Annotated in this window: 12 protein-coding genes; 9 read left to right on the forward strand and 3 right to left on the reverse strand. The window is 57.6% G+C overall.

The window, feature by feature from the left end:
• Positions 1–20: 20 nt before the first annotated feature.
• On the reverse strand, positions 21–905 hold the full coding sequence (locus AC13DE_RS17300; protein WP_446297116.1) for a lytic transglycosylase domain-containing protein: 885 nt from the start codon (positions 903–905) through the stop codon (positions 21–23).
• 111 nt (positions 906–1,016) lie between these two features.
• Here AC13DE_RS17300 and ftsY point away from each other — a divergent pair, with 111 nt between their 5' ends.
• Genes ftsY through AC13DE_RS17315 form a run of 3 tightly spaced genes read left to right on the forward strand, consistent with a single transcriptional unit; the run spans position 1,017 to position 3,759 of the window.
• Entirely contained in the window at positions 1,017–2,201 is a 1,185-nt protein-coding gene (gene ftsY, locus AC13DE_RS17305; protein ID WP_446315777.1) for a signal recognition particle-docking protein FtsY, read from the forward strand.
• Between the two features lie 22 nt (positions 2,202–2,223).
• Positions 2,224–3,126: a DMT family transporter gene (locus AC13DE_RS17310; protein ID WP_446297114.1), complete on the forward strand. Its 903-nt coding sequence runs from the start codon at positions 2,224–2,226 to the stop codon at positions 3,124–3,126.
• Between the two features lie 12 nt (positions 3,127–3,138).
• Positions 3,139–3,759 (forward strand): inner membrane-spanning protein YciB, encoded by a 621-nt coding sequence (locus AC13DE_RS17315; RefSeq protein ID WP_483048540.1) that lies wholly within the window; start codon positions 3,139–3,141, stop codon positions 3,757–3,759.
• 74 nt (positions 3,760–3,833) lie between these two features.
• Here the strand turns inward: AC13DE_RS17315 and AC13DE_RS17320 are convergent, their stop codons facing one another.
• Positions 3,834–4,541 carry a glutathione S-transferase N-terminal domain-containing protein gene (locus AC13DE_RS17320; RefSeq protein WP_446297112.1) on the reverse strand — a complete coding sequence of 236 codons (708 nt, stop codon included), beginning with the start codon at positions 4,539–4,541 and terminating at the stop codon, positions 3,834–3,836.
• Between the two features lie 300 nt (positions 4,542–4,841).
• On the opposite strand from AC13DE_RS17320, the gene AC13DE_RS17325 reads away from it, so the two are divergent.
• The 4 genes from AC13DE_RS17325 to AC13DE_RS17340 all read left to right on the forward strand — a co-directional run bounded on the left by AC13DE_RS17325 (position 4,842) and on the right by AC13DE_RS17340 (position 10,300).
• A complete protein-coding gene (locus AC13DE_RS17325) occupies positions 4,842–6,026 on the forward strand; it encodes an aminotransferase class V-fold PLP-dependent enzyme (RefSeq protein ID WP_483048541.1) in 1,185 nt (394 codons plus the stop codon).
• A gap of 102 nt (positions 6,027–6,128) precedes the next feature.
• Positions 6,129–7,223 (forward strand): GTP cyclohydrolase FolE2, encoded by a 1,095-nt coding sequence (gene folE2, locus AC13DE_RS17330; RefSeq protein WP_446297110.1) that lies wholly within the window; start codon positions 6,129–6,131, stop codon positions 7,221–7,223.
• A 39-nt stretch (positions 7,224–7,262) separates the two neighbouring features.
• A complete protein-coding gene (locus tag AC13DE_RS17335; protein WP_483048853.1) occupies positions 7,263–8,711 on the forward strand; it encodes a TrkH family potassium uptake protein in 1,449 nt (482 codons plus the stop codon).
• A complete protein-coding gene (locus tag AC13DE_RS17340) occupies positions 8,711–10,300 on the forward strand; it encodes a 5-guanidino-2-oxopentanoate decarboxylase (RefSeq protein WP_483048542.1) in 1,590 nt (529 codons plus the stop codon). The genes AC13DE_RS17335 and AC13DE_RS17340 overlap by 1 nt, the downstream gene beginning before the upstream one ends.
• Before the next feature lie 62 nt (positions 10,301–10,362).
• Here the strand turns inward: AC13DE_RS17340 and AC13DE_RS17345 are convergent, their stop codons facing one another.
• Positions 10,363–12,186 carry a serine protease gene (locus AC13DE_RS17345; RefSeq protein ID WP_483048543.1) on the reverse strand — a complete coding sequence of 608 codons (1,824 nt, stop codon included), beginning with the start codon at positions 12,184–12,186 and terminating at the stop codon, positions 10,363–10,365.
• 157 nt (positions 12,187–12,343) lie between these two features.
• Between AC13DE_RS17345 and AC13DE_RS17350 the strand changes: the two genes are divergently transcribed.
• Entirely contained in the window at positions 12,344–13,282 is a 939-nt protein-coding gene (locus tag AC13DE_RS17350; protein WP_483048544.1) for a glycine--tRNA ligase subunit alpha, read from the forward strand.
• Entirely contained in the window at positions 13,279–13,800 is a 522-nt protein-coding gene (locus tag AC13DE_RS17355; protein WP_446297106.1) for a DUF6446 family protein, read from the forward strand. The genes AC13DE_RS17350 and AC13DE_RS17355 overlap by 4 nt, the downstream gene beginning before the upstream one ends.
• Positions 13,801–13,841 lie beyond the last annotated feature (41 nt).

Here is a 13,841-nt window from a genome sequence, read left to right on the forward strand (position 1 = left end):
TCGCTTGTTGCCTGTCGACCCTAGTTCTTGACCACCAAACAGGCACATCCCGACGCGCGCATCTTGTCGCAGAGGCCTTGCGCTGCCGATTGGGTGTCAGATCCGTATTGGGCGAAATAAAACCCCTTGCGGCGTGCAACGCGGTTTTTCTTGAACACCATATCCAGTTTTCTTCCCTTCAATGGCCCGCGGCAGCTTGCGGTCTGCGCTGTGGCTTTGGTTTTGGCTTGAGCCGTACTGTTGCCGAATGAAACCTGGACACCCCACGGTTTCAAGACAGGTTTCGGCGGCGTGACTTTGAGGGGGGATATACGTCTGTTGCGGGCCATTTCATAACACGCGGGCAAGAAGGGTTTGGTTTTCGAGAGCCGAAAGTCCGGGTTTTTCGGGGCCGCGTCGCGCCACTGCTCCGCGGTTAGCCCGGTGATGATCGGCACATAGTCGATCGTTTCCGATGCCAGCCCCGCACCGCCCAGAAAACCTTCGGCTCGGCGTTCCCCGCCGTTGTAACCGATCGCGGCCAAGCCTTCGTTCCCGTATTTCTTTGCCATTTCAGCCAGGTATTGCGCCGAATGCTCCAGCGCATCTGCGGGGTTGTATGGATCTTTCAGACCCCGCAACGCAGCGGTAGATGGTATGAACTGTGCTATACCGCGCGCGTTCGCATGGCTCAGCGCATTTTGATCAAAACGGCTTTCCTGCCAGATGAGCCGCGCAAAGAAGTCGCGATTCAAGCCATGTCTATCCGCAAAAATCTGGATTGCGTTACAGGTGTCATAGACGAAGTATTCGGGCCTGATGCAATGAGACTGACCCCATTTGGTGCCGGAGCAAAATCGGTGGTCCGGCTCTGCCTGAACCATCTGGCCTAGCCAAATAAAGGGAATGAGAAACAAAAAACGCATTTAATCTTGGTGCGCGAGCCTGGGCACGCTGTCAATCGCAGATGCGACCCTTCCATCCTGCCCATCGAGCCTATAGATCATGGCAAACGCCTGAGTATTCGGAGAGCACGGTTGGCCTTTTTCAAAAAGTTGAAAACCAAATTATTCAAGTCGTCGTCCAAGATCGACGAAGGGCTGGAGGCGATTGTCGATGATGGGGGCGTGGTTGATGGGCCCGGTGGTGCCGACGATGCTCCTGTCGATCAGGTGATGGCCGCACCGGGTGTCGCTGTCGAGACTCTGCCCGAGGCCGTGGATGACGAGCCGGCACCGATTCCAGCCGACGAAAGCGACGATCCGCAACCGGTACCTTTGTCCAGTGCGGGCGTCCCGCCCGAGAACGAGGCAGCGGTTGCGCCTTCGGCAAAAGCGGGTCTTGTGGATCGCCTCATGGGACGCAAGGTCTCTGCTCCGGTAGTGCGGCGGGTTCTAGATGATGAGATGCTGGAGCAATTGGAAGAACTGTTGATCTCAACCGACATGGGCGTGGATACCGCCTTGCGGGTTACGGCCAACATGGCCGAAGGTCGATTTGGAAAGCGGTTGTCGGTAGATGAGATCAAACGCTTGATGGCGACCGAGGTGGCACGCATCATGGAGCCGATCGCAAAGCCACTGCCGCTATATGCCAAGAAGCCTCAGGTAGTGCTGGTTGTAGGTGTCAATGGATCAGGGAAAACGACGACCATCGGCAAGCTTGCCAGCCAGTTCAAAGCCGCAGGTAAAAACGTGGTGATTGCTGCTGGTGATACGTTTCGCGCGGCAGCCGTGGAACAGCTTCAGGTTTGGGGGGATCGCGCGGGCGTACCCGTGATGACTGCATCGCAGGGGTCCGATCCCGCGAGCCTGGCGTTCGAAGCAATGGGCAAGGCCGAACGGGACGGTGCGGATCTGCTGTTGATCGACACCGCCGGACGGCTGCAAAATCGCGGTGATCTGATGGAGGAGTTGGCAAAAATCGTTCGGGTTATTCGCAAGAAAGACCCCGACGCGCCCCACAACACACTTTTGGTGCTGGATGCGACGACCGGCCAGAACGCGTTGAGTCAGGTCAAGGTGTTTCAAGAGATATCCCAGGTATCGGGTCTGGTCATGACCAAGCTTGACGGAACGGCCAAAGGGGGTGTCCTTGTGGCATTGGCGGATAAGTTTGGTCTGCCCATTCATGCCATCGGCGTGGGAGAGCAGATTGACGACCTGCAGCCCTTTGATCCACAGGACTTTGCCGATGCGCTTATGGGACTTGACCCACGGTGATCCGCGTTAGAGGGACCGCCCGGTGAACGACTGGATTTTGCAGGTCGAAGGGACGGCTGCCGGACATCAAGCTGCATTGTGGTTGGCGTTGGCGGCGGCGTTTCTGCATGCCGTATTCGGTGCGTTGCAAAAGGGCCGCCATGACCCGTGGTTGACCCGAGGGGCGATCGATTTCTCGTATTTCGCGATGGCGGCACCGTTTGCGCTGTTTGTCGTGCCGTGGCCTGAGCCGCACATGTGGGTGATCTTTGCAGGGGCCTGGGCGATCCATATCGTCTACAAGCTGTTGCAGGCGTGGGCGTATACCAAAGGGGCCTATACGGTTGTCTATCCTGTCGTGCGCGGTACCGGCCCATTGTTCACGGTGATCGGCGCGTATCTGATCTTTGGCGAAAGCTTTACCGGGATCCAATGGCTGGGTGTCGGCGTGTTGATCGCGGGTATCTTCGGGCTGGCCTTGTACAACATGGTGTATCTGGTTTCGGAACGCGATACCCTGAATGCGGCGCTTGGACTGGCATTTTTAACCGGCCTTTTCGTGGCGCTGTACACGACCTTCGATGCATATGGTATTCGTGCGACAGGTGATCCGTTCACCTTTCTTGCCTGGTTTTTCATGATTGACGGGCTGGTGATGCCGTTTATTGCCGCGCGGCGCTGGGCACTGATGGCCCATCGACCGGCGTTGGGCCCTTTGATGGCACGCGGGGTGGTCGGCGGGATTGTGGCGTTTTTCAGCTTTGGTTCGATCATGCTGGCCACGCGGCTTGACAAGGTGGGGGAAGCCGCGGTGTTACGCGAAACCTCGACCGTATTTGCGGCGCTTATCGGTTGGCTGGTGCTGAAGGAAACGGTGGGGCCGCGTCGCATTGCCCTGATGACTTTGATTGCTGCCGGCGCTGTAATCGTCGAAATGGGTGGCTAACAGGAGATGAAGATGAGCACGACACGCAAGATCAATCCTATCCTGAAGTCGGCGCTGGAATACGGGCCGGTTGTGATATTCTTCATCGCATACCTTCGGTTCAAGGATGATGTTTTCACGATTTGGGGCACGCAATACAATGGGTTCATCGTGGTGACCGCTGCGTTTGTCCCGTTGTTGATCGCGTCTACCGGTGTGCTGTGGGCCCTGACGGGAAAAATCAGCCGGATGCAGGTGGCTACGGTCCTTCTGGTAACTGTTTTTGGTGGGCTGTCCGTTTGGCTTAACGACGAACGTTTTTTCAAGATGAAGCCAACTGCGATATACCTGCTGTTCGGTACGCTTTTGGCCATCGGCCTTGTGCGCGGTCAATCCTATCTGAAATATGTCATGGAAGAGATGATGCCGCTGAAAGAGGAAGGGTGGATGATCCTGACCAAGCGGCTGATGTTTTGCTTTTTCGGTCTGGCCGTGGCGAATGAACTGATCTGGCGGTTCGCGAGTACGGAGACCTGGGTTTACTTCAAGACCTTTGGTCTGACGGCGGTCGTGTTTGCGTTCTTCATGAGCCAGGGTAAGCTGTTTCAGACCTACAGCCTGGACAAGGACGAGGTCGATGCCGATGTACGTTGACGCCCCGGGGGCCAGCCCCCGCCGGCACTTGCGTGCCGGCCCCCCCGGGATATTGCTCCATTTGGAAAATATGCCTAGCGTTTGAACAAGGTGTCGTGCGTTTCTTTCTGCTTTGAAATGTCGCCGCGCTTGTCAGCATGTAGGGCACGCCCGGCCTGAACCCCGGGGCGGGCGGTCATGACATCGAGCCAGCGGGCCATATGGGGCTTGTCGTCAAGGGTCTGTTGCTGTCCTTCCCAAAGCGACGCCCACCCCCAGATCGAAAAGTCGGCGATGGATACCGAGGCACCTGCGACATATTCATTCAGTGCCAGTTGACGATCCAGCACGCCGTACAATCTGGCGGTTTCGGCACGGTAGCGATCCTTGGCATAGGGCAGATCGTTGGGCGGGTCCATCTGGGGGGCATATTTCAGGAAGTGATGCGCCTGGCCCGCCATTGGCCCCAGTCCGCCCATCTGCCACATCAACCACTGGTCAATCGCGATCCGGTCACGTTCGGTCGCGCCGTAGAACCGACCGGTTTTGCGCGCAAGATACTGCAATATGGCACCGGATTCGAAAATCGAGATTGGCGCATTGTCGGGACCCTCAGGGTCAATGATCGCCGGCATGCGGTTATTGGGGGAAATCTTGAGAAATTCCGGAGCGAACTGGTCCCCCGCGCCGATGTCGATCAGGCGGGTCCGGTAAGGCAGGCCCATTTCCTCGAGGGCGATGGAGACTTTCCAGCCGTTGGGGGTGGGCCAGTAGTAGAGATCAATAGGGTTGGGCGCGGCCATGCAGGGTCCTTTGGGTTTTGTTCGGTTTCATAGAGGCGGGTTTTGCACCGGGCTGCAAGAAAAAGCGTTCTGAAACAGAGTTGACGGAAGATATCCAGCGCTGGTGCGCGGCCCGCTGTTGACGATCGGTTGAACGAGGCGTAGCAGATAGCGCGTGGTGATTTGTTACCGGATTGCGGGCCACGGGCGGGGTGACCTGTCGAATACCGCTAAAAGGTCAGGATGAAAGCCCCCTTTCGCTTGGCCGCGTCAGGGGTTTTTTTATGCCGGCCTGGATAGCAGGCCAGGAAGGATATGAGGATGAACAGCCAATGGAAGCCACGTACCAAGGCGGTACATAGCGGGACCCGGCGCAGCCAATACAACGAAGTTTCCGAAGCCGTTTTTCTGACGCAGGGCTTCGTTTATGAAAGTGCTGAACAGGCGGAAGCACGGTTCCAGTCGCTGGGCGACGACGAATTCATCTATGCCCGATATGGCAACCCGACCGTGCGCATGTTCGAAGACCGCATTTCCGCCTTGCTGGGCTATGAGGATTGCTTTGCCTGCACATCGGGGATGGCGGCCGTAAGCGGTGCCCTGACTGCGCTGCTGAAAGCCGGGGATCACGTCGTCGCGGCACGGGCCTTGTTTGGGTCGTGCCTGTATGTGCTCGAAGATATCCTGGCCCGGTTCGGTGTCGAGATCACCTTGGTCGACGGAACCGATAACGCGGCCTGGGACGCTGCGCTGCGTTCCGACACCCGGTTGGTGTTTTTCGAGAGTATTTCCAACCCGACGCTGGAAGTCGTCGACATGTGCCATGTTGTCAAAGCCGCACATGCGGTCGGAGCACTGGTGGTCGTGGATGATGCGATGGCGACGCCGGTGTATTCCTATGCCCAAAAATGCGGAGCTGATATTGCCATCATATCGACAACGAAACACGTGGACGGGCAGGGGCGGCTGTTGGGTGGCGCGATCTGCGGATCCAAGGAGTTGGTTCGAGGTCCGATCGAAACCTATATGAAACACACAGGCGGCGCGATGAACCCGTTCACTGCCTGGACCCACCTAAAAGCGCTTGAGACCATCGACTTGCGTGTGCGGGCACAATCGGACGCGGCGCTGGAAATCGCACACGCACTGAGCGACCATCCCAAGTTGAGCGCTGTGCGGTATCCTTCCCATCCCGGTCATCCACAGCACGAACTTGCGATGTCGCACAGCACATCAGCCGGTACAGTACTGGCGCTTGAGGTCAAAGGCGGCAAAGCTGCGTGTTTCAAGTTTCTGAACGCGTTGGAAATCATCACCATTTCCAACAACTTCGCCGATGCAAAGTCGATAGCGACCCATCCTGCGACCACGACGCATCAACGGTTGCCGCAAGAACAAAAGGATGTCCTGGGCATCTCGGAGGGGCTTGTCCGGCTCTCTGTCGGTCTCGAAGATGTAAGCGATATCATCGCGGACCTTCGGCAAGCGTTGGATATGGCGGGCTGAATTCCTGAGGGTTTACTGGGGCACGCCACGGTTTTTTGAACTGATGGTTGGTAAAACCCGCGAAAAGCCCTTATATTCGGGGCAGATTGCTAGGGGCCTGCCATGAACGTTATTGCACCTTTGAACGTTACTCCTGATCGGGACGCTGCTGTTGCCGCGCTTGATACGCTCAAGGCGTGGGCCGCAAAGGCCAGTGCAGGAGAGGTCGATGCGCTGGACCCGGCGCTGGCACGGCTTTTGCAGAACGCCGAAGGGTATCCGAGCTTTAGCAGGGTATACCCTGATGGCTTTGCCGTGGGTGATAACTACAAAGCGACCCTACCCGATTTGCAAAATGGTCCCTCCAGCCTGATCCGGGGGGCCAAGCAACAAATCCAGCATGTGGGTATCTCGAACTTTCGCTTGCCGGTGCGGTTTCATACCCGTGATGGCGGAGATTTGACGCTTGAAACCTCGGTTACCGGGTCGGTCAGCCTTGAAGCCGACAAAAAAGGTATCAACATGTCGCGCATTATGCGCAGTTTCTATGAATATGCCGAAGAAACCTTCAGTTTCGAGGTCATGGAAGCGGCGCTGGACGACTACAAAACCGATCTGGAAAGCTGTGGTGCACGTATCCAGATGCGGTTTTCCTTTCCGATGAAAATCCAGAGCCTGCGGTCGGGACTGTCAGGCTATCAGTATTATGACATTGCGCTTGAACTGGTCGAAACCGGGGGCGCGCGCAAGAAGATCATGCATCTGGATTACGTCTATTCGTCCACTTGCCCATGCTCGTTGGAGTTGTCAGAGCATGCGCGCGCGACACGGGGGCAGTTGGCCACGCCCCATTCCCAACGTTCGGTCGCGCGGATTTCAGTGGATGTGAATTTCGACGAAGGTGTGTTGTGGTTCGAAGACCTGATAGAAGCCGCGCGCCGGGCGGTCCCTACTGAAACGCAGGTCATGGTCAAACGTGAGGACGAGCAGGCTTTTGCGGAGTTAAATGCAGCCAATCCGATATTCGTCGAGGACGCCGCCCGTTTGTTCTGCGAACAGTTGCAAGCTGATCCACGTATCGGTGATTTCAGGGTCATCGCCAGCCATCAGGAAAGCCTGCACAGCCATGATGCGATCAGCATTCTGACCCAAGGCACGACTTTTGCCGCGCAAAGTATCGACCCCAAGCTGTTCAATACGCTGGTTCACGTTGGCTGATCCTTGACACTGGCGCACCGTCACGCCAACGCTGCGCAGATGTTGGATATGCGACCCGTTGGATATGTGATCGGCCTGTTGGTTGCGGTGCTTGGCATCGCGATGATTGTGCCGATGTTGGTGGACATCGCGGAAGGTCGCGGTCACTGGCCGGTTTTTGTTGAATCGGGACTGATAACGATGCTGGGTGGCAGTATGATTGCCTTGTCCTGTGCCAATGGCGTCAGGCAGGGGCTTACCATTCAGCAGACGTTTTTGCTGACCTCGGGCGTCTGGCTCATGCTGCCATTGTTCGGTGCCTTGCCCTTCATGCTGGGGGCGACCGAAGCGCGGTTCGTCGATGCGGTGTTCGAGGCCATGTCGGGGATGACCACGACAGGCTCTACCGTGTTTACGGGCCTTGATGATCTTCCCAAGGGGTTATTGCTATGGCGCGGCATTCTGCAATGGCTCGGCGGGATCGGCATCATCGTCGTGGCAATGGTGTTTCTGCCCGAATTGCGCGTAGGCGGGATGCAGATCTTCAAATCCGAAGCCTTTGATACATTTGGAAAGATCTTGCCTCGGGCGGGGCAGATCGCCAGTCAGATATCGGTCATTTACGTTTGGCTGACCTTTGCCTGTGCACTGACATACCTTGCATTGGGGATGAATGTCTTCGACGCGACCGTCCATGCGCTGACGACGGTCTCGACCGGGGGGTTTTCAAATTACGATGCGTCATTCGGCACATTCTCGGGTAATGCCGAATATGCCGCATCGATCTTCATGGTGCTCGCGGCACTGCCTTTTGTGCGCTATGTTCAATTGCTTAACGGCAATGCGCTGGCACTGCACAGGGACCCGCAGGTGCGCGGCTTTCTGTTGACCATCACCGTCCTGGTGTTGATTGTATTCTTCTCAATTCGCACGGTGTTTCCACAGCATTGGGAACAGTCGCTGCGCGAAGCGCTGTTCAACATTACCTCTATCATCTCGGGTACCGGATTTGCATCGGTTGACTATATGGCGTGGGGGCCGTTTCCCGTGGCGTTGTTCTTCTTTACCGGGTTGATCGGCGGGTGTGCGGGGTCGACGGCGTGCTCAATAAAGATCTTTCGCTACCAGCTCCTGTTTGCCTCGATTCGTGCGCAGTTGCGGCGGATCCGGTCACCCAACGGTATATTCACCCCGCGCTACGATGGGCGCGCCATCAGCGGCGATGTCATGATTTCGGTCATGTCGTTCTTCATGTTTTTTACGCTGACCCTGGGGCTGGTTGCTGTGGCGCTCAGCATGACCGGGCTGGATTTTGTCACCTCAGTTTCCGGCGCAGGGGCGGCTTTGGGCAATATCGGACCCGGCTTGGGTGAAATTATCGGCCCAGCCGGGAATTTCAGTACGTTGAACGACACCGCCAAGTGGATATTGACCGCAGCGATGTTGATCGGCCGGTTGGAATTGATGGCGGTTTACGTCATTCTTACCTTTAAGTTCTGGAGAGCATGATGAGTGACACGCAAACCCGCCCGTTGGGTGCCCAGATATCGCACATGCTGAAATCGCGCGGTGTCGAGGTGATATTCGGCATTCCCGGGGTTCACAACCAAGAGATGTACCGGGGCATCGAAGAAGCCGGTCTGACCCATGTACTGGCGCGACACGAACAGGGCGCGGGATTTATGGCGGATGGTTATGCGCGGGCGACCGGAAAACCCGGGGTGGCCTATGTCATCACCGGGCCGGGCTTGTGCAACACCATGACGCCGATGGGGCAGGCCTATAGCGATTCCGTTCCCTTGCTGGTGCTGTCTTCGTGCCTTGATGAAACCGCTTTGCGCAAAGGGCAGCTTCACCAGATGAAAGACCAACGCGCCGCCGCCGAGACCGTGTGCGATTGGTCCGAGGTCGCGCAGACACCGCAGGCGGCGTATGGGCTGATTGACCGCGCCCTGACAGAATTCGCCACCCGCCGCGCGCGTTCCAAGCATCTATCGATTCCGATCGCCGTGCTGGAAGCCGGTGCGGTGGCGGCCAGGCCGTTGTCGGTTACGGCAAAACGGCCCATCGCCAGAGCTGAGGATATCGTGCTGCTTTCGGCACAGTTGCGCGCAGCCAAGCGGCCATTGTTCATCTTTGGCGGGGGCGCGGCGCACACGGAGAACGCGACGGCGTTGATGGCCCGGTGGCGGGCTGCCAGCATGACCACATATGCCGGGCGTGGCATCGTCGCCGGCGATGCGCCCCTGCATTTCGGGTCTTGCCTGGCGCGGCCGTCAAGCGTCGAGGTGATAGCGCGAGCCGACCTTGTGATCGCGATCGGCACCGAACTTGCCGAGGTCGACCTCTGGCGCAGCGAACTCGGTCATAGCGCCGCAATGGTACGCGTCGACATCGACCCCGTGGTGCTGGCGGACCAAGAAGCGGCGCAAGCCTGCATTCTGGCAGACGCAGCAAGCGTTATGGACGCACTAGACCAAGCCATTCCGGAAGCGTTGGAGACGCAGTGGTCCGCACAGCAAACGACAACGTGGCGTACGCGCTGGCGCGCCGAGGTCGACGCGGAGCGTCCGGGGATGTTGGCGGTCATCGATGCGGTTCAAGCGGCTTTGCCCAAGGATACGATGATCTATTCGGACATGACCCAATTCGCCTACGCCGCAAAAGAGGTGTGGGACATGGACCGTCCCGGCCACTGGCATCATCCTTACGGTTTCGGAACGTTGGGGTATGCCACACCTGCGGCAATCGGCGGTGCCATCGGCAGGCCTGGGTTGCCGACTGTGGCCATTATCGGAGACTACGGGTTTCACTACACTCTTCAAGAACTGGGCGTTGCAGTGGAACTGGGTCTGCCGCTGCCGATTATCCTGTGGGACAATGGCAAGCTTGGCGAAATCGAAGACAGCATGACCCGCGCACAGATTGCCCCTAATGCCGTGGTTGCCCATAATCCCGATTTTTGCAGATTGGCCGAAGCATTCGGCGCGTTGGCCACGGCCCCTGATCGTCTTGCCGACCTTCCCGACGTGCTGGCCGAAGCATTCAACGCCGACCGGCCAACCCTGATTTATCTGACACCGCAAACTGCCCGCTAGGTTCCGTGGAATGGCAGGGGGGACCGACGCTTTAGGCAGGCATCGGTCCCAAAACGGGTTTCTTATTCCCAGCAGCTGACCAGTACGGTCATGTCCTTGGCGTTTTCACGAAGGTCCTGTGGCTTGATCGATGCCGACCCGGCCTCGGTTACTGTTGTCACGGTGATGCCGGCTTTTTGGGCGATATCCGCGATCAGCTTTGCTTCGGCCGCGAACTTCACTTCTTCGGGCAGTTGCTGCGCGTCATCGCGGCGGGGGAGCAGCATCCCCAACACCTGGCCCTTGGCATCAAACACCGGCCCTCCCGCGTCGCCTTTTTGCGAAGCAACAGAGAGCCGCGCTATGTTTTCCTCACCGTTCAGGCCGCGCACATCCTCTAGCGAGCCGAAAGTGATGGTCGCGGAGCCCAGAACGCCTTCGTAAGGGAAACCCGCAACGGCAATCTCCGATTGCAGCCGGGGCGGCACGGTGTTGAACGTGGCCACCTTGATCGGCGCAAGCGGCGTACGCGGCTTAAGCAGCGAAACGCCGCTGTTTGCGTCGTCGATAACCACATCCAATTCGGTGTCGTCATCCAAAGTGAGGCGGCTGCAATTCTGAACCGCTTGAGATGTCGTCGCGACCGTCCCCCGCGCGTCGATGAAAAAACCTGACCGTGCGATTTTCGGCAACCGAACTTGCAGGCCCGACACCAGATCCACCGCTTGATCATCACCACCGCCAGCGGTGGAATTCAGAACGCCAGGCAGCCGGGTAAAGCTTTGCGTCATCTCGGTGATGACCCGGCGGCGCCTGTCTTCGTCACCTGCTGGCCAGATGAGCGTAAAGCCTTTGATCTCGCCATTTTGCAAGGAGACTTGGGTCTGGCTGATGATACGGCCGTTTTCGCCGATCAGCTCAAAGCTGTCGGACTTGCGTTCGCGCGGGCCTTGTTCGGGCACGATCTCCAGCGTCTGCATGATGTCATACAGGCCATATAGCGTGTCTTTGTCGCCTGATTGGCTGATGAGCAAAACCCGTGCCTGACTGTCACCGATGCTGTTGTAATGGGCGAAAGGTGGTTCGTACTTGTCAAAACCCACCATCGCCGTTGGCAAGATCATTTCGATACCGGCCTGCGTATCCCGTACAGGTTTCAGCCCGATACCTTCGAGAACGGCATTGTATTCCCCTAGCAGCGCCGCCCGCTGCAAAGTGGTCAAGACGCCTGTTACTTCGTAACCGTTTGCCTCTTGCCACTGCGCCATTGATCCGCGTGTTCCGCGGCCGAAGGCACCGTCAATTGCACCGTTGTAAAACCCAGCCCACTCCAACGCAATCTGAAGCTGTTCGCGCTGTCCGCGGTCCAGGTCTCTTTCGCTGCGACGTGCCTCGTCCAGGGTTTCATCGACAGGGGCAGCGGGAAGAACCGGCGCTTGGGGTACTGTCGCGGCTTCTGAATCGGCGGCCTGGTCTGCGGGTGGCAAAGCGGTTTGGGTGATAGACGTGTCGGCCTGTGTCTGTGTGTCGGCGTTCGGATCAATTGGTTCGATGGTCGGAATGTTCAGTACATTTGCGCCCACTGGCCAGAACTGCTGACGAAACTTTTGCGACACCTGAATGAAACTGTCGCGCGGCACCAGACCTTCGCGCCGGTAGCTTCGCAGCAACAGCTCTGCGTCGCGGCGCAAATATGGCCCGACGGCGATTCCGTACCATCCGCCCCCTAACGCGAATCCGTTCACATCCTCCAAGCTGTCACTATAGGCGCGGGCCCTTTCGGTTGCGCTCGACAGGTTTGGTTGCGCTTCGATCTGGATCCAGACCACTTCGTCGGCAGACTGGGCGCCAACGATGGCAGGAAGAAGGAAAAGGGCGGCAAACAATGCCAAAAACAGTCGCGTCATAGGAATAGGTGCTTTCAAGGGATTAGAGTTGCAGCAGATAAGCAGGAAAAGAGATTAAATGCCATGCCTGACACGCGGCAATTCATCACAAAGCTGCCAATTGACCCTCCGGCGGCAGCGCCGTAGGAAAGACCCGCAGCAGCAAAGGCAATTACTCATGTCCGATCCGGTTCAGCGCCCCCGTTCCTTTCAGGAAATCATCCTCGCCCTCCAATCATATTGGGCGCGTCAGGGCTGTGCGATCTTGCAACCCTATGACATGGAAGTTGGGGCAGGGACCTTCCACCCGGCAACGACATTGCGGGCACTTGGCACGAACCCCTGGGCGGCGGCCTATGTGCAGCCATCGCGGCGTCCGACCGACGGGCGGTATGGCGAAAATCCCAATCGGCTACAGCATTACTATCAGTATCAGGTGCTGATAAAGCCCAGCCCTCCGAATTTGCAAGACCTGTACCTTGGGTCGCTGGAAGCCATCGGCATCGACATGGCTTTGCATGACATCCGCTTTGTCGAAGACGACTGGGAAAGCCCGACCCTGGGGGCCTGGGGACTGGGCTGGGAAGTGTGGTGCGACGGCATGGAGGTCAGCCAGTTCACCTATTTCCAGCAAGTCGGCGGTCACGACTGCCACCCGGTTTCGGGCGAACTGACCTATGGGTTGGAACGGCTTGCGATGTATGTGCTGGGTGTCGATCACGTGATGGATATGCCGTTCAATGATCCCGACGCGCCTATCGCGCTGAGCTATGGCGATGTATTCAAGCAAACCGAAGAAGAATATGCCCGGTGGAATTTCGATGTGGCCAACACTGATGTGCTGCTGGATCATTTCGTCGAAGCCGAAAATGAATGCAAATCCATCCTGTCTCAGGATGCGCATGACCCCAAGACCGGCAAACGCATCATCATGGCACACCCGGCTTACGACCAGTGTATAAAGGCCAGCCATATCTTCAACCTGCTTGATGCACGCGGCGTCATCTCGGTTACCGAACGTCAGGCGTATATCGGACGGGTGCGAACACTCGCCAAGGCCTGTGCCGACGCCTTCGTTGAAACCCGCGCGGGCGGTTGGAAGGAAGACGCGGCATGAGCGGTAAACTTGTAGGAATTGTCATTTTGGTTATTGCAGCTATCGCGGGCATCGCGATCTATTATTTGCAGGTTTTCGGTTTTTACCACGAAGTTTTGGCCCCCCAGCACGGCGTCGAGCTGGTTTCGTTGTCTACAAATGAACCTGAACCGATCCTGACCGAGAACTTTCGCGGCATTGATGCCGATAGTTCGCCCATCCGGTATCGCGCATGCTTTGATACAAGCCTGAGCCTTGCGATGCTGTCTGAAACCTATGTCGTCAGCGACGATATCGTGCCGCGCAATGCACCCGGCTGGTTCGACTGTTTCGATGCCGCTGCAATCGGCGCAGAGCTTGAGGCAGGCACCGCGCTTACGTTTCTCAGCAAGAAAAACGTGCACTTTGGCGTTGACCGGATTGTGGCGATCACCTCGGACGGGCGCGGCTATGTTTGGCACGAACTGAACGACTGTGGTGACAAGTCCTATGACGGAACGGTGGTGGGCGAGGCATGCCCAGAACGCCCCGGCGATTGACCCTGCGCAGCTTTGGTATTTGAACACCCTCGCGTTCGGCG

This window comes from Sulfitobacter sp. L-8 (genome assembly GCF_056859255.1).